This window comes from Pseudomonas sp. C9 (genome assembly GCF_002000165.1).
Taxonomy (GTDB): Bacteria; Pseudomonadota; Gammaproteobacteria; order Pseudomonadales; family Pseudomonadaceae; genus Aquipseudomonas.
In genome coordinates, this window is sequence record NZ_MPAK01000001.1 from 1835727 (window position 1) to 1855854 (window position 20128).

Annotated in this window: 22 protein-coding genes; 5 read left to right on the forward strand and 17 right to left on the reverse strand. The window is 57.1% G+C overall.

The window, feature by feature from the left end; genetic code table 11:
• Positions 1–31: 31 nt before the first annotated feature.
• Together erdR and BMS17_RS08730 are read right to left on the reverse strand one after the other, a co-directional pair.
• Complete coding sequence (erdR, locus tag BMS17_RS08725) at positions 32–682, reverse strand: response regulator transcription factor ErdR (RefSeq protein WP_046029256.1); 651 nt, start codon at positions 680–682, stop codon at positions 32–34.
• 212 nt (positions 683–894) lie between these two features.
• Positions 895–1653: a tRNA-uridine aminocarboxypropyltransferase gene (locus BMS17_RS08730; RefSeq protein ID WP_077430785.1), complete on the reverse strand. Its 759-nt coding sequence runs from the start codon at positions 1651–1653 to the stop codon at positions 895–897.
• A gap of 189 nt (positions 1654–1842) precedes the next feature.
• Between BMS17_RS08730 and BMS17_RS08735 the strand changes: the two genes are divergently transcribed.
• Positions 1843–2268, forward strand: a complete 426-nt coding sequence (locus BMS17_RS08735; RefSeq protein WP_077430786.1) for a PA3611 family quorum-sensing-regulated virulence factor — start codon at positions 1843–1845, stop codon at positions 2266–2268.
• Here the strand turns inward: BMS17_RS08735 and BMS17_RS08740 are convergent, their stop codons facing one another.
• Positions 2269–2463 (reverse strand): hypothetical protein, encoded by a 195-nt coding sequence (locus BMS17_RS08740; protein WP_046029250.1) that lies wholly within the window; start codon positions 2461–2463, stop codon positions 2269–2271.
• A gap of 366 nt (positions 2464–2829) precedes the next feature.
• Between BMS17_RS08740 and BMS17_RS08745 the strand changes: the two genes are divergently transcribed.
• A complete protein-coding gene (locus tag BMS17_RS08745) occupies positions 2830–3948 on the forward strand; it encodes a TIGR00730 family Rossman fold protein (RefSeq protein ID WP_046029248.1) in 1119 nt (372 codons plus the stop codon).
• 44 nt (positions 3949–3992) lie between these two features.
• On the opposite strand, the gene recX is transcribed toward BMS17_RS08745, so the two are convergent.
• The 7 genes from recX to BMS17_RS08780 all read right to left on the reverse strand — a co-directional run bounded on the left by recX (position 3993) and on the right by BMS17_RS08780 (position 9095).
• Positions 3993–4460 carry a recombination regulator RecX gene (gene recX / locus BMS17_RS08750; protein ID WP_046029246.1) on the reverse strand — a complete coding sequence of 156 codons (468 nt, stop codon included), beginning with the start codon at positions 4458–4460 and terminating at the stop codon, positions 3993–3995.
• 8 nt (positions 4461–4468) lie between these two features.
• Entirely contained in the window at positions 4469–5521 is a 1053-nt protein-coding gene (recA, locus tag BMS17_RS08755) for a recombinase RecA (RefSeq protein ID WP_046029245.1), read from the reverse strand.
• 83 nt (positions 5522–5604) lie between these two features.
• On the reverse strand, positions 5605–6105 hold the full coding sequence (locus tag BMS17_RS08760) for a CinA family protein (RefSeq protein ID WP_077432172.1): 501 nt from the start codon (positions 6103–6105) through the stop codon (positions 5605–5607).
• A gap of 162 nt (positions 6106–6267) precedes the next feature.
• The gene (locus tag BMS17_RS08765) at positions 6268–6831 is read right to left on the reverse strand and encodes a glycoside hydrolase family 19 protein (protein WP_046029635.1); all 564 of its coding nucleotides are present in this window, start codon (positions 6829–6831) and stop codon (positions 6268–6270) included.
• A 120-nt stretch (positions 6832–6951) separates the two neighbouring features.
• Positions 6952–7302 (reverse strand): phage holin family protein, encoded by a 351-nt coding sequence (locus BMS17_RS08770; protein WP_046029242.1) that lies wholly within the window; start codon positions 7300–7302, stop codon positions 6952–6954.
• A gap of 157 nt (positions 7303–7459) precedes the next feature.
• Positions 7460–7867, reverse strand: coding sequence for a tail fiber assembly protein (locus BMS17_RS08775; protein ID WP_046029240.1), 408 nt, complete (start codon positions 7865–7867; stop codon positions 7460–7462).
• 493 nt (positions 7868–8360) lie between these two features.
• Positions 8361–9095 carry an XRE family transcriptional regulator gene (locus BMS17_RS08780; RefSeq protein ID WP_046029632.1) on the reverse strand — a complete coding sequence of 245 codons (735 nt, stop codon included), beginning with the start codon at positions 9093–9095 and terminating at the stop codon, positions 8361–8363.
• Between the two features lie 152 nt (positions 9096–9247).
• On the opposite strand from BMS17_RS08780, the gene BMS17_RS08785 reads away from it, so the two are divergent.
• From BMS17_RS08785 to fdxA, 3 genes are all read left to right on the forward strand, one after another.
• The gene (locus tag BMS17_RS08785; RefSeq protein ID WP_077430787.1) at positions 9248–10444 is read left to right on the forward strand and encodes an acyltransferase; all 1197 of its coding nucleotides are present in this window, start codon (positions 9248–9250) and stop codon (positions 10442–10444) included.
• 150 nt (positions 10445–10594) lie between these two features.
• Positions 10595–13159 (forward strand): DNA mismatch repair protein MutS, encoded by a 2565-nt coding sequence (gene mutS, locus BMS17_RS08790; RefSeq protein WP_175649020.1) that lies wholly within the window; start codon positions 10595–10597, stop codon positions 13157–13159.
• Positions 13160–13301: 142 nt separating this feature from the next.
• Positions 13302–13640, forward strand: a complete 339-nt coding sequence (gene fdxA, locus BMS17_RS08795) for a ferredoxin FdxA (protein ID WP_077430788.1) — start codon at positions 13302–13304, stop codon at positions 13638–13640.
• Positions 13641–14103: 463 nt separating this feature from the next.
• On the opposite strand, the gene rpoS is transcribed toward fdxA, so the two are convergent.
• From rpoS to fghA, 7 genes are all read right to left on the reverse strand, one after another.
• Complete coding sequence (gene rpoS / locus BMS17_RS08800; protein ID WP_077430789.1) at positions 14104–15111, reverse strand: RNA polymerase sigma factor RpoS; 1008 nt, start codon at positions 15109–15111, stop codon at positions 14104–14106.
• Positions 15112–15217: 106 nt separating this feature from the next.
• Entirely contained in the window at positions 15218–16075 is an 858-nt protein-coding gene (locus BMS17_RS08805) for a peptidoglycan DD-metalloendopeptidase family protein (protein ID WP_046029233.1), read from the reverse strand.
• 211 nt (positions 16076–16286) lie between these two features.
• Positions 16287–16922 (reverse strand): protein-L-isoaspartate(D-aspartate) O-methyltransferase, encoded by a 636-nt coding sequence (locus tag BMS17_RS08810; RefSeq protein WP_175649021.1) that lies wholly within the window; start codon positions 16920–16922, stop codon positions 16287–16289.
• A 41-nt stretch (positions 16923–16963) separates the two neighbouring features.
• Positions 16964–17713: a 5'/3'-nucleotidase SurE gene (surE, locus tag BMS17_RS08815; protein ID WP_046029231.1), complete on the reverse strand. Its 750-nt coding sequence runs from the start codon at positions 17711–17713 to the stop codon at positions 16964–16966.
• Positions 17701–18759, reverse strand: a complete 1059-nt coding sequence (gene truD / locus BMS17_RS08820; protein WP_046029229.1) for a tRNA pseudouridine(13) synthase TruD — start codon at positions 18757–18759, stop codon at positions 17701–17703. Before truD ends, surE begins: the two co-directional genes overlap by 13 nt.
• Positions 18756–19229, reverse strand: a complete 474-nt coding sequence (gene ispF / locus BMS17_RS08825) for a 2-C-methyl-D-erythritol 2,4-cyclodiphosphate synthase (RefSeq protein WP_046029226.1) — start codon at positions 19227–19229, stop codon at positions 18756–18758. The genes truD and ispF overlap by 4 nt, the downstream gene beginning before the upstream one ends.
• Positions 19230–19282: 53 nt before the next feature.
• Positions 19283–20128 carry an S-formylglutathione hydrolase gene (gene fghA / locus BMS17_RS08830; RefSeq protein WP_077430790.1) on the reverse strand — a complete coding sequence of 282 codons (846 nt, stop codon included), beginning with the start codon at positions 20126–20128 and terminating at the stop codon, positions 19283–19285.

The following is a 20128-nucleotide window of genomic DNA, read 5'->3' on the forward strand; positions in this document are numbered from 1 at the left end:
CAAAGTCAAAAAAGCGTGAACATGTAATAGTTTAGTGGCTGGAAATTGACTCAAGTTGTTGCAAGAGCAACGCCGCCTGAGTGCGGGTCCGCACATTCAGCTTGCGGAAAATCGCCGTGACATGGGCTTTGATCGTCGCCTCGGAGACGCTCAGCTCGTACGCAATCTGTTTATTCAGCAAGCCTTCGCAAACCATGGTCAACACCCGGAATTGCTGGGGCGTCAGGCTCGCAAGGCCTTCGCTGGCCGCTTTGGCCTCATCGGAAACACTGACCGCTTCAAAGGCTTGAGGTGGCCAGAATACGTCGCCGTCCAGCACCGCACGGACAGCCTTCTGGATGACACTCAGGTCGCTGGATTTTGGAATGAACCCACTGGCGCCGAACTCACGGGACTTGACCATGATTGACGCTTCTTCCTGCGCGGAAACCATCACCACCGGAATTTGCGGGTACTGACCGCGCAACAGCACGAGCCCGGAAAAACCGTAGGCGCCGGGCATGTTCAGGTCCAGCAGCACCAGATCCCAGTCGGACTTTTCATCCAGGCGGGCTTCCAGCTCGGCAATGCTCGCCACTTCCACCAGCCGAACATCCGGGCCCAGGCCCAGCGTCACGGCCTGATGCAGCGCACTGCGAAACAGTGGGTGATCATCGGCAATCAGGATTTCGTATGTGGCCATTTTTCAAATGATCCTGTTTTTCAAACAACTCAAGGCACAGCCACGAAGCTGCACTAACAGGGCACGTTCAACGCCAATCACGTAGCTATTAACTAACGCAAGAATTCGGCGTATCAAACCTGGCCGCGCCCTAATCGGCGCCAAGCATGCCCAGCGAAGCCGGGGTGGTCAAGGTGCTTGGCCGGTACAGTTCTTTGCAGTATGGGTGACAATCAGCAGATGACCGGGGCCGTGTTTTGCACGAACGGCATCAGGTCGGCGTGAGCCGGCGTTGCCACATTCATGTCCAACTGATGCTTTGCGTCCAGGTAATGCTGGCTGAACACGTCGAAATAAGCGTCCAGCGCCGATGCCGCGTCAGTGTCACCGGCCAGATCCAGACACAGTGCCGCCACTTCGGCTGTGCACAAATGCTCGCTGCGGGTCGACCTGCGCAACCGATACCGTGACAGTTTCTCGGGCAGCAGGCTCAAGATCGGAAGCCGGTCAAAATAGGGGCTTTTGCGGAAAATCTTCCGGGCCTCTGTCCAGGTGGCATCCAGCAAAATGAACAGCGGACGTTTCGAGCTATCCGTGTCGACGCTGTTGGTGACACGCTCGGGCTCGACGTACTCACCCGGAAACACCAGATACGGCTGCCATTGCGGGTCGGCCAGCAACGCCAACAGTTGTTCATCGACCTCCGTGCGCGACCAGATAAACGCATGGTTGTCGCGCACTACATCGGCAATCAGCCAACCCGTGTTGCTCGGTTTGAACACTTCCTTGTTGGTCATGATCAGGCACACACCAGAACGCGCCTCGACCTGCGGGCGCCAGGCGCACAGGCAGTGGCTCTCGATCACGCGGCAGGCACGGCAACGCGCTGCCCGCCAGCCTCGGGCCTGAATCGGCTTGATACCCTCTTCCTCTCGCATATCGCGCAAGCGGGCCACAGCGTTGGCAGCAAAGTGAGAAATTGCGGGGTTCATCGCAGGCAACGCCGGCAAGGGAAGTAAATCGACACGAAAAACACTCGGCAGGGCAAAAAGTGGCGCCAGTTTACCAGAGCAGTCGGTGCAAGCCTGTACCGTCTGGAGCTCGTCCCCTATAATTCGCCGCCACTGAACGCACAGTCATGTGGCGGGTCGAAGCACCAGTCACTGAACCAGGAGAGTTTCATGCTGCGCCTTATCGTTCCCACCGTTGCCATTTTGCTGGCGTCGTCCTTCAGTGCTCAGGCGGCGTCCTTGAAAGAGCAGAACCTCAACAAAGAGCTGCAAAATGTCGCGGCACAAAGCAGCGTCGGCACGCCACGGGCGATCAACGAGGACATTCTCGATCAGGGCTACACTGTCGAAGGCAATGTACTGATCAACCACCTGAGTGTGCAGAGCAGCCACGCCGAAAAGATGCGGTCTGACCCGAAAGCGGTTTACTTCCAGCTTGGCGCGTCCGTCTGCAGAAACCCGGGGTTCCGCAAGCTGATGGCAAAGGGCGCGATCATGCGTTATGACTTTGCCGAGGTGAAGTCCAATCGCCCGATCGGCTCCGCAAGCTTCCAGGAATCGGATTGCCCGAAAGCCACACCGGTGAAGAAAAAGTAATCAACGAGCATTTGCGCGCCGCTGTTCATCCTCGGCGCGCAGTTCAGCCAATAATGCCTGCAAGTAACGTGAGCGCCGTTCGGCTCCCTCTAAACGCCGACAGCACTCCTCTTCGAGACTCACATGATGGGTCTCGGCCGATGATTTCAGTAATCGATACAGTTGCGCATCGATTTCCAGAATGACTCTGGCCATAACATCCCGCCTCCCTGCTCCTCGCCCTGCTTGAGCGAAACAAATCCTTCAATCTCTTGAACCGCGCGCCCTGCCTTTGACGCAAAGTTGTCGTGTTACGCCTGTAACTTAGTAAATCAGAGCGCCAGAGACTCGGCTCGTGTTCAGACGAGCGGTGAAATCACCTTGCAAACCGTCAATAAGCGATTGCCAGGAAAGACTTTGCGGCGCAATGATCAAGGCAGCGTAAATCTCTGCAAGGGTCTAGATTCATAGTGTTCCCATTCACTTTTCCGGGCTGGAAAGGGGCCGCCCGCGACGCGTCTTGATGTGCGAATGTTTCCTTCATCCAAGGGAAAAACAGAGCCTGTATGGAAGGAGAAATTGATGCCTTACCAACCGAATGATCTGCTAAGCCGTCATTTTGAAGAAAGCGGCCACGACCTCACCAGCAAGGTCGAAGAACAGCTCAACCTGGTTTCACCCAACAGTCCCAACCTCCCCATTTACCGCGACATGATCCTGACCGTGCTGCGCATGGCCCAGGAAGATCACAACCGCTGGAATGCCAAGATCACCCTTCAAGCCCTGCGCGAACTGGAGCACGCCTTTCGTGTTCTCGAGCAGTTCCGGGGTCGGCGTAAAGTCACCGTGTTTGGCTCCGCCCGAACACCGATCGAACACCCGCTGTATGGTTTGGCCCGAGAACTGGGGGCGGCGCTGGCGCGCTCCGACCTGATGGTGATCACGGGTGCTGGCGGCGGCATCATGGCGGCCGCTCACGAAGGGGCCGGCAGGGAGCACAGCCTGGGATTCAACATCACCCTGCCCTTCGAACAGCATGCCAATCCCACCGTGCAAGGCACTGCCAATCTGCTGCCCTTCCACTTCTTTTTTACCCGCAAGCTGTTCTTCGTCAAAGAAGCCGATGCGCTAGTCCTGTGCCCAGGTGGTTTCGGCACCCTGGATGAGGCGCTGGAAGTACTGACATTGATTCAAACCGGTAAAAGCCCTTTGGTGCCGGTGGTACTGCTGGATGCGCCGGGCGGCAAGTTCTGGCAAGGCGCGCTGGACTTCATTCACCATCAATTGGAGGAAAACCGCTACATCCTGCCGACCGACATGAAGCTCGTGAGCCTGGTCTACAGCGCCGAAGAGGCGGTGGAACAGATCAACCAGTTCTACAGCAACTTCCATTCCAGTCGCTGGCTGAAGCGTCAGTTCGTGATTCGCATGAATCACAGGCTCAGCGAGCAAGCGCTCGAACACATGCAGAAGGCCTTTGCCGACTTGTGCCTGAGCGATCGTTTTCATCAGCATGCCTACAACGAAGAGGAACACGACGAAGCACAGTTCAGCCACCTGGCGCGACTGGCCTTCAATTTCAACGCGCGTGATCATGGCCGTCTGCGCGAACTGGTGGATTACATCAACCTGCCGGAAAACCGGGCTCAGCCCAAACCCCAGACACAACAACTCACGCGCAAACCTTCCAAGGTGACGTAAGGCAAAAAAAATGGCCCGCTATCGAAATAGCGGGCCATTTTTTATCAATCATCCATTCCCCGGCCACTGAACAAGCGACCGATCATCTCCATGGAGTATCCCCGATAACTCAGGAAGCGCCCCTGCTTGGCACGCTCCCGAGCGTCTATAGGAAGATGCCCGGAAAATTTACGCCGCCAGGTATCCTCCAGTTGCTCCTGCCAGTTGATACCACTCTCGCGCAACGCCAGTTCGATATCGACTCGTTGCAGACCGCGCTGGCTCAGCTCCTCGCGAATACGTAAAGGGCCATAGCCCGAACGGGCACGGTAGGAAACAAAGCTTTCGAGGTAACGGGATTCAGACAGCAGGCCCTCTTCCGTCAAGCGGTCGAGTGCTGTGTCGATCATTTCAGGGAGGGCGCCGCGCTGACGCAGTTTACGCGTCAGCTCGACTCGACCGTGCTCGCGTCGTGCGAGCAGGTCCATTGCGGTTCGCCGCACCGCGACGAGTGTATCGAGTACGGCGGTCATCGGATCAATCAGATATCAGCATCAGCCAGGTCATCAGCAGTCTCTTTGACTGGCGATGCTTTGACGTCCGGCGCCGGGGTCAGCAGTTTGTCACGCAGCTGCTTCTCGAGCTTCGCGGCGATTTCCGGATTGTCTGCCAGGAACTTGGCCGAGTTGGCCTTGCCCTGACCGATCTTGGTGCCTTCATAGGCATACCAGGCACCGGACTTCTCGACGAAACCGTGCAGCACGCCCAGGTCGATCATCTCGCCATTGAGGTAGATGCCTTTGCCGTAAAGAATCTGGAACTCGGCCTGACGGAACGGCGAAGCCACTTTGTTCTTCACGACCTTGACGCGGGTTTCGCTACCGACGACTTCATCACCTTCTTTCACCGCGCCAGTACGACGGATGTCCAGACGAACCGAAGCGTAGAACTTCAGCGCGTTACCACCAGTGGTGGTTTCCGGGCTACCGAACATCACGCCGATCTTCATACGGATCTGGTTGATGAAGATCACCAGGCAGTTGGCGTTCTTGATGTTACCGGTGATTTTACGCAGCGCCTGGGACATCAGACGGGCTTGCAGGCCGACGTGCATGTCGCCCATTTCGCCTTCGATTTCTGCCTTTGGCACCAGTGCCGCCACGGAGTCGACGATGATCACGTCAACCGCGTTGGAACGCACCAGCATGTCGGTGATTTCCAGGGCCTGTTCGCCGGTGTCCGGCTGGGAAACCAGCAGGTCGTCGACGTTGACGCCCAGTTTGCCGGCGTACTCAGGATCGAGCGCGTGTTCGGCATCGACGAATGCGCAGGTCGCGCCAGCTTTTTGAGCCTGGGCGATCACGGACAGTGTCAGTGTGGTTTTACCGGAGGATTCAGGACCGTAGATTTCAACGATACGACCTTTTGGCAGACCGCCAATACCGAGCGCGATGTCCAGACCCAGAGAGCCAGTGGAGATGGATGGGATCGCCTGACGGTCCTGATCGCCCATACGCATTACGGCACCCTTGCCGAATTGACGTTCGATCTGACCCAGGGCCGCAGCCAAGGCTTTCTTCTTGTTGTCGTCCATTAAAGTCCTCACGTAATCAATAAGGCCTGACGGCCAACACCTGTATAAGTAGCCAGTATTATTCCACAGCGATTCAGGATCGCCTACCCCTGATTTGAGATTTCTGCGGCGGCATGGCGCAGCAGCCCCTCTAGCGCGGCCTTCACCGTTTGTCGGCGGACCTCATCGCGGTTTCCAGGGAAGTGCTGCACCTCGCTGAACACCTGCTCACCGACGCCCCAGGCCAGCCAGACCGTGCCCACCGGCTTGCTTGCAGAACCGCCATCCGGTCCGGCCACGCCGCTGACCGCCACGGCAAAATGCGCCCGGCTTTTTTCCTGGGCGCCGCGAACCATCGCCTCGACCACCTCCCGACTGACCGCCCCCACCGTCAAAAACAACTCCACCGGCACATTCAATTGCTGGGTTTTCTGCCGATTGGAGTAGGTGACATAACCGGCCTCGAACCAGGCCGAACTCCCCGGAATACGAGTGATTGCCTCCGAGATGCCGCCACCGGTACAGGACTCGGCAGCCGTGACGTGAGCATTGAGCACCTGCAAGCGTCTGCCCAGTTCTGCGGCCAGTTGGGTAATTTCTTTCACGGTCATCTCCTGAGCGAGCGCAAGCGGAATGAGCACTACCGTACACGAGCATATCGCGCTTGCAAGGCGCAGGATCAATCAAAATGTGAGGGGACCAAGGCTCTGATACAGGCCTGACAAGCCTGCAAGGCAATCAGTGCGCGACCGCCGGTGTTGATTGATTCAAACCGAGGGTTTGCAAAACACCGCCCTCGCCCGCGCCCACAGTTGCAGGCGATCCTGCAGGCCGTTCAACCCGCCATTGATGCGCCGGGTGATGCTGTTGAATTGGTCGTGATCAGCCAGTTCGTTAAGGCCGTTTTGCTCCCAGAACCAGGCGGCCGACCCGGCTGCCCATTGGGGCTTTTCCAGCAGCTCAGGGATGAACAGCAAACGATCATCGCCGAACAGTCCGAGACTGCATTGGCGGTAGTTGTCGCGGCCGGTGATCTGGATCAGGCCTCGACCCCGGTATTTTTGACCGTCGCCGTCAAGCGCGGGGGTGTTGCCCAAACGAGCGGCCAACGTGCCGGTGTCGTATTTGCTCAGGTACTGCTCACTGCCGAACTCACGTACATATTGCAGTTGCCCGGACTCATGCCCGACTTGGGCGAGAAAGGCAGCGATGCGTTTCGGGGTATTGATGTTGAAGCGGGACATGGCGGTGTTGAGGGCCGAAATGAAAACGCCCGCTTGGGTGCGGGCGTTGGGCATGATCTCTTGAAGGAGGTGTTGCGTAACATTCATGGTGGCACCCAATGACAGGATAAAAATCGAGGTTGTTCATTCGTCACCGGCACGAATCGGGAACGGCGCGTTATGACCGGACATCCAGACACGTCGCCTCGTTCGAACAGCGATGCAGGATCACTGTTTATCCGAGTGAGAGTCGCGCGGTGGCACTTCGCAAACCCCGATCCGCTTGGCGGCCCAGCGCTCATAAAGCCCGATGGCGACATCCGCCCCGGCCATCGCGGTGAGGCATCCAAAAGCTCCCGCCGCCCAGATTGACACGCCCGCGGCGTACAGCAGCATGAATGCCGAGACCCCGCAAATCATGCAGGCCCCGGAGCGCAAGGCCAGGCGCCGCAGCAGTGACCAGCCGCGAGCGCCGTCCTTGTCGGCGCGCCACATTTCGCCAGACACCCCGCCCACCAGGGCGAGGACGATGACGAGCCAGATCGGCATGTCCAGCAACGCTTGCTGCTCGATTGTCATGTCACGCCTCCTGGTGTGATTGATGAGTAAGAAGTGGGGCTTTGAAACGGTGTCTCTTGAGGTGCCTGACGGTAGGTAGGCATTCCAAAAAAGCCCGGTGATTAACGGGCTTTTCAGTAATGCGGTCCTGCGTATTTGAATGGGCCGAGGAGGCGAGTTAGAAGGGCGCTACGGGCCAGTTGATGGTGTATGGATAGTCGGGTTGATTGATGACTTCACTCACAGCCACAAAGTACTGCTTGTATGCCAACAGCAGCGCCTGATCAGTTGGGGTGGCAGAACCGATGTCAACTTTGTAGTGCAATGGGTTACTTAGCAGCCAAGTAACCGCTTCGTTGAGCATCTTCATCTTTTGGGCGTCTGCATCGTTGCGCAGTTCTTGCTCCGTTGGCTTGGTAAAAGTCCAGACGCCGTTCATATACAAAACGCGATAAGACAACCCGATATCAGTGACACCTGTCACGTCGACCCATTGAAACCATGGAAAAGAGTCAGCAGGCTGACCTTGATCGGTTTCCAGCAACTGAGAGACCATTCCAAATTCGATTTTTGCGTAGAGGGACATATTCAAACTCCTTGATTTTCATATTCAGCAAATGCTGATCGCTTCTGCATCCCTGCTTGCGTGAATACAGCCGCTTCACGCACTCGCCCGGTGTGGCGATGTCAGTAATGCGGTCCTGCGTTGATCTTTCGGCGCTACTGGCGCGGTACGGATCCATTCCTATAGTTTTTCCGACCGCGGTCCCTGCCCGCCGGATCACTGCTTGTGGTGCTTTACGCTGCACACCCGGGCCAGTTGCCAACCCTCTGAACCGTTGAGGCCGGTTCATCGCTGCCTTTGTGGTGGAACTAAAGAGCTTCGTTTCGAGCTGCTTTGTTGAGCGGCTTGAGACAAAGAATATGCATGGATGCATATACAGTCAATGCACAAATGCATTTATTTATGCGTTTTAAATGCACTGCCGCATGAGAACCCCACAAACGAAGGCTCAGGCGGTTTTTGACAGGCGAAAAAAAACCCGCTCGATGGCGGGTTTTATTTGAAGGTGGCGAGGTTAGCGGGCGTACATGCCCCACCAGAAAACGTGGCCGAGGATGACGATCTGTTCTTCCTGGATTTCCTGAAAGGTGTAGTCCTCGTCCGGATGCTCATCGCGATTGAAGCTGCGCAGGCGAATGCCGGTCGGCAGGCGATATAGCTGTTTCACCCGCAGCTGACCATTATGGTTGATCGCATAAAGGTCGCCATCCACGATGTCGCCGATCCCGCACTTGCCCGCGTTCACCCCAACGGTTGCGCCATCGCGCAGCACCGGCAACATGCTGTTGCCACGCACCGTTACGCATTTTGCCTGGTCGAATTGCACGCCGTTGTGGCGCAAGCTGCGCTTTCCGAAGCGCAGGCTAGAGCGCTCACTCTCTTCGATGACGAATCTTCCTGATCCAGCAGCCAATTCAACCTCGCGAAGAAAGGGAACCGACACCTCGTCATCATCGACGGGCGTATCGTCGTCCCACAGACTTATGTCCTTGAGTTCGGAATGCGATTGATCGCGCCCGGTATTGACGGTCGCCGACACGTCCGTACGCCCGCGCAACTGATCGGTGCTCACAACGAAGTACTCGGCGATCTTCGAGATGTGTTTATCCGAGGGATCGACGATCTTCCCGCTGAGGATCCGCGAGAGAGTGGATTGAGGCACGCCGGTACGACGGTGAAGCTCCGTGGGGGAGATCCCGTGCTGATCGAGCAGCGCTCTTAGAACGGTAGAAACATTGCGTTTTTGCATAACGCGCATAGTGCTTGTTCTTTTCACTGAAGACAAATGCTGTTTTGCATAAAACGTGCATATCCTTCGAAAATGCGCCGCCGGCGCCTTCCAGCCTGCGTCGGGCGGACCGCTCATGGTAATCTTGCGCCCGTTGCGATTTTTGTAGATGGATGCTGCATAACGCGCCCCAAATTACCCGCTCCGCTACCACGCCGCTTGGCTTTGAAAAGAAATCAAAAGACATGAAGAAAAATTTAGACATTGAAGTCATGCGCGCGTACGCGATAACAATAACAATCATCGCTCATCTAGGTCTTCTTAATCCAACATGGGATAGCTGGACTGGTTACTTCTGGCTTGGTGGTGGCGTTGATTTGTTTTTTTGCATTTCAGGTTTTTTGATCACTTCATCCCTGCTCCTGTCACTGAGCAGTAAACAATCATTTATTTCATACGCCGGAGAGTTCTGGATCAGGCGCTTGTTCAGGCTATGGCCTGCGGCTCTTCTTTGGGCAACGGTCACGCTGATAATTTCAGAAGTGTTCGATGTTTCTAAAACCTTCGGGCCACAAGAAGATGTAAGGCTTTCCTGGATTTATGGAGTCTTGAACGTAGAGAATATTTACATCTGGGCTTCCCACCTTACAACTAAACCAACCCCTATCTGGCACTACTGGAGCCTTTCGCTTGAAGAGCAGTTTTACCTGGTGCTGCCAATATTGCTTTTTTTCTCTTCCATAAGAAAATATGTCATTGCACTGATGCTGTCCTTCGCCGTCTACCAGTCCACCCATGTTCGACCATGGGGGGAACTTCTGTGGTTCATCAGGAGTGACGCGCTGATATACGGATCACTGATCGCTTTTGCCTGGCATTACAGAAGTGCAGCAATAAACAATATCTTTAGCTACGGAAAAAAACTCCATTGGCAGATCGCCTTTGCGGTTGCTTTGCCAATGCCTGTACTGCTATCGAAAATCAGCCTCAGCCCCTACTACATGGGACTCGTCGCTGCGAGTGCCGGCCTGGTAATTTTTATGTGCTCAGCCAACAGAAACTTTACTGGTGATTCCGGGCGAATCAAAAACACGCTGGTTTATATAGGTTCAAGATCATACTCTATTTACCTTATTCATTTTCCGATGTTCGCCATCACACGAGAGCTGTGTTTGAACTTCGGAGTTTCCGAACTAACAACCGAGCCAGCTAAAGTCATCGCAACCGCCATTGCCATGACGGCTACTTTGTTGCTGTCGGAAGTATCATTCAAGTTTGTAGAAACGCCGTTGCGCAATTTCGGCCGACGCCGCTCGCAACTCTGGCTTGAAAGGAAACATGAAAGCTCAATCGCCTCAAGCGCCATCTAGACAAGACAATGCCTACGCCACGATGACGGCGCGCTACCCGCGCCCGAGGGAAACCGTCATCGATGAGCCTCCGACAATGGCGAATAAATCCCTGTACTATTAGATGTTTGACCATTGTCATATCGACAAACAGAGCAAAGCCCTTTGAATATGGACCTCTCCAGCCACACCCCGATGATGCAGCAATACTGGCGTCTGAAGAACCAGCACCCTGATCAGTTGATGTTCTACCGCATGGGCGACTTCTACGAGATCTTCTATGAAGACGCGAAGAAAGCCGCCAAGTTGCTGGACATCACCCTGACCGCTCGCGGGCAGTCTGCCGGCCAGGCGATTCCGATGTGTGGGATTCCTTACCATGCAGCGGAAGGTTACCTCGCGAAACTGGTCAAGCTTGGCGAGTCGGTGGTGATTTGTGAGCAGGTGGGTGACCCGGCCACCAGCAAAGGGCCGGTGGATCGTCAGGTAGTGCGGATCATCACGCCGGGCACGGTCAGTGATGAAGCGCTGCTGGATGAGCGTCGGGACAATCTGATCGCCGCGGTGCTGGGTGACGAGCGCCTGTTCGGCCTGGCCGTGCTGGACATCACCAGCGGCAATTTCACGGTGTTGGAAATCAAGGGTTGGGAAAACCTGCTGGCGGAGCTGGAGCGGGTCAATCCGGTAGAGCTGATGATCCCGGATGATTGGCCAAAAGACCTGCCGGCGGAAAAACGTCGAGGGGTTCGTCGCCGTGCGCCGTGGGATTTCGAGCGCGACTCGGCGCTGAAAAGTTTGTGCCAGCAGTTTTCGACCCAGGACCTTAAAGGCTTTGGCTGCGAGAACCTGACCCTGGCCATCGGTGCCGCCGGTTGCCTGCTCAGCTACGCCAAGGAAACCCAGCGCACCGCCCTGCCGCATTTGCGCAGCCTGCGCCATGAGCGCCTGGATGACACCGTGGTGCTGGACGGCGCAAGCCGTCGCAACCTGGAACTGGACACCAACCTGGCCGGTGGCCGCGACAACACCCTGCAATCGGTGGTCGATCGCTGCCAGACCGCCATGGGCAGCCGTTTGCTGACCCGCTGGCTGAATCGTCCGCTGCGGGATCTGACCGTATTGCTGGCGCGCCAGACCTCGATCACGTGCCTGCTCGACGGCTACCGCTTTGAAAAGCTGCAACCGCAGCTCAAGGAAATCGGCGACATCGAGCGGATTCTGGCGCGGATCGGCTTGCGCAACGCCCGCCCTCGCGACCTCGCTCGTCTGCGCGATGCACTGGGCGCTTTGCCTGAGTTGCAAGTGGCGATGACCGAGCTGGAAGCACCGCACATCATTCAACTGGCCAAGACCACCAGCACTTACCCGGAACTGGCGGCGCTGCTGGAAAAAGCCATCATCGACAACCCGCCTGCGGTGATCCGTGACGGCGGCGTGTTGAAGACCGGTTACGACAGCGAACTCGACGATCTGCAATCGCTCAGCGAAAACGCCGGGCAGTTCCTGATTGATCTGGAAGCACGCGAGAAAGCCCGCACGGGCCTGTCGCACCTGAAGGTCGGTTACAACCGCATTCATGGCTACTTCATTGAACTGCCAAGCAAGCAAGCCGAATCCGCGCCGGCCGACTACATCCGTCGCCAGACGCTCAAAGGTGCCGAGCGTTTCATTACCCCGGAACTCAAGGCGTTCGAGGACAAGGCGCTGTCGGCCAAGAGCCGTGCCCTGGCCCGCGAGAAAATGCTTTACGAAGCGCTGCTCGAAGACCTGATCGCCCAATTGCCACCGCTGCAGGACACCGCCGCTGCGCTGGCCGAACTGGACGTACTGAGCAACCTGGCCGAACGAGCGCTGAACCTCGACCTGAACTGCCCGCGTTTCGTCGACGAGCCCTGCATGCGTATCACCCAGGGTCGTCACCCGGTGGTCGAGCAAGTGCTGAGCACGCCGTTCGTGGCCAACGACCTGAGCCTCGACGACAACACGCGGATGCTGGTGATCACCGGTCCGAACATGGGCGGTAAATCCACCTACATGCGTCAGACCGCGCTGATCGTGTTGCTGGCGCACATCGGCAGCTTCGTGCCGGCGGCCAGTTGTGAACTGTCGCTGGTGGACCGGATCTTCACCCGGATCGGCTCCAGTGATGACCTGGCGGGCGGCCGTTCGACCTTCATGGTCGAAATGAGCGAAACCGCGAACATTCTGCACAACGCCACAGAGCGCAGCCTGGTGCTGATGGACGAAGTCGGTCGCGGCACCAGCACCTTTGACGGTCTGTCCCTGGCGTGGGCTGCGGCCGAACACCTGGCGCATCTGCGGGCTTATACGCTGTTCGCCACCCACTACTTCGAGCTGACGGTGCTACCGGAGGCGCAACCGCTGGTGGCCAACGTGCACCTTAATGCCACCGAGCACAACGAACGCATCGTGTTCCTGCACCACGTGCTGCCAGGGCCTGCCAGCCAGAGCTACGGCCTTGCGGTTGCGCAGTTGGCCGGTGTGCCGAGCGAAGTGATCGTGCGCGCTCGCGAACACCTGGGCCGGCTGGAAGCGACCGCCTTGCCTCATGAAGTTCCCAAGACTGCCAAAGGCAAACCGGCCGCGCCGCAACAGAGTGACATGTTCGCCAGCCTGCCGCATCCGGTGCTGGATGATCTGGCCAAACTTGATTTGGACGACATGACACCGCGTCGCGCGCTCGAAATGCTCTATACACTAAAGACACGGATCTAACGCACTTGCCTGCAAGCTGTTAGAATCTCGCGCGGTTTGGGATGCTGCTGGCTTATAGCCTGACCAGCAGACTATCGCTCCCAAACCTGGCGACCCCAACGTGAAGGGGCTCCGCTGCCGCCGCCTGAGGAGAAAATTAGAAATGACCTTCGTCGTCACCGACAACTGCATCAAGTGCAAGTACACCGACTGCGTAGAAGTCTGTCCGGTGGACTGCTTTTACGAAGGCCCGAACTTCCTGGTGATTCACCCGGATGAGTGCATCGACTGCGCATTGTGCGAACCCGAATGCCCTGCCGTGGCCATCTTCTCCGAAGATGAAGTGCCTGCCGGCATGGAGGAGTTCATTCAGCTGAACGTGGAACTGGCCGAAATCTGGCCGAACATCACCGAGAAGAAAGAATCGTTGCCTGATGCAGACGAGTTTGATCGCATCATCAACAAATCTGTAGGCAGTAAGCTCAAAGACCTCGAACGCTGATTACCCCCGCGTTCCGATAAAAGGCCCCACGAGGGCCTTTTTGCTTTTTTGCAGGCAAAAAAAGGGGCGGTTCGACCCGCCCACATTTTTTCCCTATTCCCTGTATTCCTTTTCATCGTCCTGATGAATCACTTCCTGTGATGTCCTTTCCCTTCATCCTTGAAAGGCGTGTCTGTCCGTCGACACAGTTCAGATAGTAGAGACTTCCTTACCAGGAGCAATCGACCCGGATCAGGAAAACCTGTTGTCACATGCTCTTAACTTTAAAAAATAGGCATACACATCAAATAGATAGATTTGATGCTGTAGGAAAATGGACGACTAGCGCCCTGTAAAAATAACGAACGCTTACGAAAGAGTAAGCAAAGACTTACAACGCAAGACTACAAACTTGCGGCAAACCCCCAGGCAATAAAAAACCCCGAACCAGTCGGGGTCTTTTACTACCGGTCAAGCCTGGCGCCTATTGAAACAGCGACTCGCTCGACAGGCCGTTCTTCTCGAGAATCTCCCTAAGACGCTTCAGGCCTTCCACCTGAATCTGTCTGACCCGTTCCCGGGTCAGGCCGATCTCCAGGCCTACGTCTTCAAGCGTGCTGCTCTCGTGCCCCCGCAAGCCGAAGCGACGCACCACCACTTCGCGTTGCTTGTCGGTCAGCTCCGACAGCCATTGATCGATGCTTTGGGACAAATCGTCATCCTGCAGCAGCTCACAAGGGTCGGTTGGACGGTCATCAGTCAGGGTGTCCAGCAGGGTTTTATCCGAATCCGGACCCAGCGAGACGTCGACCGAAGAAACCCGCTCGTTGAGGCCAAGCATGCGCTTGACTTCGCCCACCGGTTTTTCCAGCAGGTTGGCGATTTCTTCGGGTGAGGGTTCGTGATCGAGCTTTTGAGTCAGCTCCCGTGCAGCCCGCAGGTACACGTTAAGCTCCTTGACCACATGGATCGGCAACCGGATGGTCCGGGTCTGATTCATGATCGCGCGCTCGATGGTCTGACGAATCCACCAGGTTGCGTAGGTCGAAAAGCGGAAGCCGCGTTCAGGGTCGAACTTCTCCACTGCCCGAATCAAGCCGAGGTTACCCTCTTCGATCAGGTCCAGCAGCGACAGCCCACGATTGACGTAACGCCGGGCGATTTTAACCACCAGCCGCAGGTTGCTTTCAATCATGCGCTTGCGCCCGGCCGGATTGCCACTTTGCGACAGGCGCGCAAAATGAACTTCTTCTTCCGGGGAGAGCAATGGGGAAAAGCCGATTTCATTGAGGTACAACTGCGTGGCATCCAGTGCCCGCGTGTAATCGATGTACTTGTGCTGCTTTAGCGAAGCGGAGTGTTTGGATTTGGCACGAACGGAAGGTGGAGCTGCCCCTTCATCATTCGACATCGAATCCGTCCCGATGCCGGTCTCCATCAGGAGAACCTCATCGTCGATGTCAAACTCCGGCACTTCTTTACTGAGAGCCATTGTTATAGTCCTTTGGTGAGTTCGACCTCAAGCTCAAGCGGCGCCTTTATCCTTGGCAACGCTGGAGCCTGTTCCCTCTACGTGACGGAACAGGCTGGCTAACAAATCAACGACGTGGCAGGAATTGCAGCGGATCTACAGGTTTACCTTGCCGGCGAATCTCAAAATGCAGTTTCACCCGGTCTGTACCCGTTGACCCCATTTCGGCAATTGTCTGTCCGACCTTGACCTGCTGCCCCTCCCGAACCAACAGCCTGCGGTTATGTCCGTAGGCACTAACGTAGGTATCGCTGTGTTTGATGATGACTAATTCGCCGTAGCCCCTTAAGCCACTCCCGGCGTATACCACCGTCCCATCAGACGCAGCTAAAACAGGCTGTCCCAAATCTCCGGCGATATCAATTCCTTTATTCAAACTACCGTTTGAAGAGAATTTTCCAATCAGAATGCCATTAGATGGCCATCCCCAGCCGGTCGGGGCCGGTCCCGCAGGCGGCAATGGAGCGGGTGCCGGCTTGCTGGCGACGGACGGTGCAACCACCGTTGTCGTCGTAGTTGCGCCATTCGCCTGGCGTCGGATTATCGTGGTTTTACTCGACGACGAAGGCGCCGAATCGGATGCGTTGGTCACCGCTGTCGGCGTTGATCCGGTGCGACCATCGAAGCGAATTATCTGACCCGGATGGATCGTGTAGGGCGTAGGAATGTTGTTCCGTGCGGCGAGGGCTTTGTAGTCCCAGCCGTAGCGAAAAGCGATCGAGAACAGGGTGTCTTTTGGCCGAACGACATACTGACCCGTGGTCACTGCCGGACGTTGGGGCGTAGCGTTATTGCGATCGACGACACCGACGCTACTCGATTTGGTGCTGGAGCAACCGACCAGCAAGGTGCTCAAGACAAGGCCAGTCACCAGGCGCTGAAAGCTCGTTGTACTCATACGCTGCGCAATGACTGTGAGACTCACCCGCCGCTCCCTATGTGGTGGCTGAAATTGTGGTTTGCCGTGTCCCGGCTCGAGATGTCGCAAGTATAACGGGCCGAACAGGCTTTACCTTTAATGAAGCGAAATCGCGACGCGCACACGTTTGCTGACTGACGATAAATACCGTTTAACCAATCGATGCCGCTGTAAGACACGGCCAATCGAAGAGAATTCAGCGCGCCAAAACAAATGCTCAGGCCAGTGGCCCGTTGAGCAATGGCACGAAACGCACCGCCCCCAAAACCCGCCGGGAAAAGCCTTGTTCTTCGCGAATGATCAGCATCAGCTGTTGCACCTCGCCGGAGCCGACCGGGATCACCAGCCGCCCACCCGGTGCCAACTGATCGAGCAACGCCTGAGGCACATCGGTGGCCACTGCCGTGACGATGATGCCGTTGTAAGGCGCCAGCGCTGGCCAGCCCTCCCAGCCATCGCCCCACCGAAACACCACGTTGCGCAGGTTCAGCTCCACCAGGCGCTCCTTGGCCCGGTCCTGCAAAATCTTGATGCGCTCAACGGAAAACACCCGCTCGACCAACTGCGACAGCACCGCTGTCTGGTAGCCCGAGCCCGTGCCGATTTCCATCACCTTGTCCAAGGGACCTGCCTCCAGCAGCAACTCACTCATGCGAGCCACCATGTAGGGCTGGGAAATGGTCTGGTTGTGCCCGATAGGCAATGCCGTGTCTTCGTAAGCACGATGGGCCAGCGCTTCGTCGACAAACAGGTGACGCGGTGTACGACGGATGACTTCCAGCACCTTGGCATTGGAAACACCTTCTTCATACAGACGCTGAATCAGGCGCTCGCGGGTCCGTTGAGAGGTCATCCCGATGCCGCGACGCAGCATATCGTCTTGTTCACGAGACATTAGCGCAGCCCCTCCAACCAGCCATCGAGACTACTGAAGGCATCATTGAAGGTGCGATCCAGTTGCAGCGGGGTGATAGAAACATAACCCTGCATGACGGCATGGAAATCGGTGCCCGGGCCGCCATCCTCAGCATCCCCGGCGGCGGCGATCCAGTAACCGGACTTGCCGCGGGGGTCGACCACTTTCATGGGTGCCGCGGCCCGTGCGCGATGCCCGAGGCGGGTCAGCTGAATACCGCGAATATGGTCCAGCGGCAAATTGGGAATGTTCACATTCAGTACCGTGCGCGGCGGCAGGTCGAGATCGCCATGGGCTTCGACCAGCTTGCGTGCAAAGTAGGCGGCTGTGGGAAGGTTCTCTACTTGTCGTGAGACCAACGAGAAGGCAAACGAAGGGCGCTCAAGGAAACGCCCCTCAAGGGCTGCCGCCACGGTGCCGGAATACAACACATCATCGCCCAGGTTGGCGCCCAGGTTGATCCCCGAAACAACCATATCCGGTTCGCGCTCCAGCAAGCCGTTCAGGCCCAGGTGCACACAATCGGTGGGAGTGCCGTTCACGCTGATAAAGCCGTTGGCCAGAGTTTGCGGGTGCAACGGACGGTCGAGCGTCAGCGAGCTGCTGGCGCCGCTTTTGTCCTGGTCCGGGGCGATAACCACGCATTCGGTGTAATCCGCCAGCGCAGCATAAAGCGCGGCGAGACCGGGTGCGGTTACCCCATCGTCGTTAGAAATCAGAATACGCATGGGCTGTCCGTCTGCCCCACCGGCACCAGATCAACAAGCTCGCGCACCAATACGGTGGCAAAGCATCCGGCCGGGAGGACGAATTCCAGTTGCAGAATGTCAGGCTCGGGATAATGCCACGTCAACCCACCAATGGGCAGCCGCAGAATGCGACGTTCGTGGCTCATACCGGCGTTAATCAACCAATCACGCAAGTCCGCTTCGCGAGCGGCGATTTCCTGCTCCAGTACATGGACAACGCCGGTCGCCGGCGAGTCACCTTCACCCCACTGCGGGCCTGTCGGGTGCAGATCGAGTATCGCCAGTCGCGGGTCGTTGCATTCGGCCTCACCGGCTGGAAAGAAGCTGCGACTGTCGGTGAAGGCCAGCAGATCGCCGACCTGGGCCTGCTGCCAGGTACCATCGGCGACGCGTGCCGCCAACACCTGATTAAACAAAAAACTGCGCGCCGTAGAGAGCAGACGCGAGCGCACGTTGCGCTGCTCAGGCAACGCTTTGCGCGCGGCCCAGGCACGGGCATCGACCACATTGCCGCCGTCGAAGCCGAAACGCTGGGCACCGAAATAATTGGGAATACCCTGCTTGGCGATCAGTTGCAGTCGCTGTTCAATCGCCGTTTTGTCGCCAGCAAATTGAGTCAGGCGCAAGGTGAAACCATTGGCCGAATGAGCGCCGCGTTGCAGCTTGCGCTTATGCCGACCGGTCTTGAGAATTTTCAGCGTGTCGTTTTCGGCGGCCGCCAAATCAGGATCAGCCTTGCCCGGCAGTTGCACGCTGAACCATTGGCGCGTCAGCGCCTGACGGTCCTTGAGCCCGGCATAACTGACGGTGCGCAATGGCACGCCCGCAGCCTTGGCGATACGCCGCGCCGCTTCCTCGGTATTCAGTCCGCGCTTTTCCACCCAGATCCACAAATGCTCGCCATCACCGCTGAGGGGGATATCGAGCACTTCATCGACCTGAAAATCTTCTGCCGTGGCTTTCAGAACCGCGGTACCAAGCGCCTCACCATAGGCCCGCGGGCCAAGCAATTGCGATTCGTTCATGCGCGCAGCAACAAGGCAACGGAGTGCACGGCAATGCCTTCTTCGCGCCCGACAAAGCCAAGCTTTTCGGTGGTGGTAGCTTTCACGTTCACTTGATCCAGTTCAATTTGAAGATCCGCGGCAATCAGCGCGCGCATCGATTCGATATGCGGGGCCATTTTTGGCGCCTGGGCGACGATGGTGTTATCAACATTGCCGACTTTCCAGCCTTTGGCATGAATCAATGCGACGACATGACGCAACAGCACACGGCTGTCGGCGCCCTTGAAGGTCGGGTCGGTGTCCGGGAAATGCTTGCCGATATCACCCAGCGCGGCCGCGCCGAGCAAGGCATCGCTCAAGGCGTGCAGCAGGACGTCACCGTCGGAGTGAGCGAGCAGCCCGAAGCCGTGTGCAATGCGCACGCCGCCCAGAGTAATGAAATCGCCTTCAGCGAAACGGTGCACATCATAGCCGTGGCCAATACGCATAAAAAAACGCCCCGATTTTTGTCAGGGCGTGATTCTACCTGCTTTGTCGATCATTAGGCGCCTAGTGCACGCCCATGATGTTGCAAGTGATCGCCGATAAAACTGGCGATGAAGAAATAGCTGTGGTCATAGCCCGGTTGCAGGCGCAACGTCAGCGGATGACCGGCCAGTTTGGCCGCCTGTTGCAAGGCTTCAGGCTTGAGCTGGGTGGCAAGAAAATCATCGCGATCGCCTTGATCCACCAGCAGCGGCAACTGCTCGTCAGCCTCGGTAATCAATGCACAGGCATCCCATTCACGCCACTTCGAACGGTCTTCACCCAAATAACGACTGAAGGCTTTCTGACCCCATGGGCAATCCATGGGATTGTTGATCGGCGAGAACGCCGACACCGATTGATAACGCCCCGGGTTGCGCAGCGCGCAGACCAGCGCGCCATGCCCCCCCATGGAGTGCCCGCTGATGCCACGCTTGTCCGATGCAGGGAAATGGGCTTCAACCAATGCCGGCAATTCCTGCACGACGTAGTCATGCATCCGATAGTGCCGCGACCATGGCTCCTGCGTGGCATTCAGATAAAACCCGGCACCCAGTCCGAAGTCCCAGGCCCCCTCCGGATCACCCGGCACATCCGTACCGCGCGGGCTGGTGTCCGGCGCCACAATAATCAGCCCCAACTCGGCGGCCATGCGCATGGCGCCGGCCTTTTGCATGAAGTTCTCGTCGGTGCAGGTCAGGCCGGACAACCAGTACAGCACCGGCAATTTGCCGCCCTGCTCCGCTTGCGGCGGCAGATACACGGCAAACACCATGTCGCAGCCGAGCACTTCTGAACGGTGCCGATAGCGCTTGTGCCAGCCGCCGAAGCTTTTCTGGCAGGAGATATTTTCCAGGCTCAT

Excerpts from the sequence above, each read along its gene's own strand:
- erdR (WP_046029256.1), bottom strand. The coding sequence starts at position 682 with ATGGCCACATACGAAATCCTGATTGCCGATGATCACCCACTGTTTCGC.
- BMS17_RS08730 (WP_077430785.1), bottom strand. The coding sequence starts at position 1,653 with ATGAACCCCGCAATTTCTCACTTTGCTGCCAACGCTGTGGCCCGCTTG.
- BMS17_RS08735 (WP_077430786.1), top strand. The coding sequence starts at position 1,843 with ATGCTGCGCCTTATCGTTCCCACCGTTGCCATTTTGCTGGCGTCGTCC.
- BMS17_RS08740 (WP_046029250.1), bottom strand. The coding sequence starts at position 2,463 with ATGGCCAGAGTCATTCTGGAAATCGATGCGCAACTGTATCGATTACTG.
- BMS17_RS08745 (WP_046029248.1), top strand. The coding sequence starts at position 2,830 with ATGCCTTACCAACCGAATGATCTGCTAAGCCGTCATTTTGAAGAAAGC.
- recX (WP_046029246.1), bottom strand. The coding sequence starts at position 4,460 with ATGACCGCCGTACTCGATACACTCGTCGCGGTGCGGCGAACCGCAATG.
- recA (WP_046029245.1), bottom strand. The coding sequence starts at position 5,521 with ATGGACGACAACAAGAAGAAAGCCTTGGCTGCGGCCCTGGGTCAGATC.
- BMS17_RS08765 (WP_046029635.1), bottom strand. The coding sequence starts at position 6,831 with ATGAATGTTACGCAACACCTCCTTCAAGAGATCATGCCCAACGCCCGC.
- BMS17_RS08770 (WP_046029242.1), bottom strand. The coding sequence starts at position 7,302 with ATGACAATCGAGCAGCAAGCGTTGCTGGACATGCCGATCTGGCTCGTC.
- BMS17_RS08775 (WP_046029240.1), bottom strand. The coding sequence starts at position 7,867 with ATGTCCCTCTACGCAAAAATCGAATTTGGAATGGTCTCTCAGTTGCTG.
- BMS17_RS08780 (WP_046029632.1), bottom strand. The coding sequence starts at position 9,095 with ATGCAAAAACGCAATGTTTCTACCGTTCTAAGAGCGCTGCTCGATCAG.
- BMS17_RS08785 (WP_077430787.1), top strand. The coding sequence starts at position 9,248 with ATGCTGCATAACGCGCCCCAAATTACCCGCTCCGCTACCACGCCGCTT.
- mutS (WP_175649020.1), top strand. The coding sequence starts at position 10,595 with ATGGACCTCTCCAGCCACACCCCGATGATGCAGCAATACTGGCGTCTG.
- fdxA (WP_077430788.1), top strand. The coding sequence starts at position 13,302 with ATGACCTTCGTCGTCACCGACAACTGCATCAAGTGCAAGTACACCGAC.
- rpoS (WP_077430789.1), bottom strand. The coding sequence starts at position 15,111 with ATGGCTCTCAGTAAAGAAGTGCCGGAGTTTGACATCGACGATGAGGTT.
- BMS17_RS08810 (WP_175649021.1), bottom strand. The coding sequence starts at position 16,922 with ATGACCTCTCAACGGACCCGCGAGCGCCTGATTCAGCGTCTGTATGAA.
- surE (WP_046029231.1), bottom strand. The coding sequence starts at position 17,713 with ATGCGTATTCTGATTTCTAACGACGATGGGGTAACCGCACCCGGTCTC.
- truD (WP_046029229.1), bottom strand. The coding sequence starts at position 18,759 with ATGAACGAATCGCAATTGCTTGGCCCGCGGGCCTATGGTGAGGCGCTT.
- ispF (WP_046029226.1), bottom strand. The coding sequence starts at position 19,229 with ATGCGTATTGGCCACGGCTATGATGTGCACCGTTTCGCTGAAGGCGAT.
- fghA (WP_077430790.1), bottom strand. The coding sequence starts at position 20,128 with ATGAGCCTGGAAAATATCTCCTGCCAGAAAAGCTTCGGCGGCTGGCAC.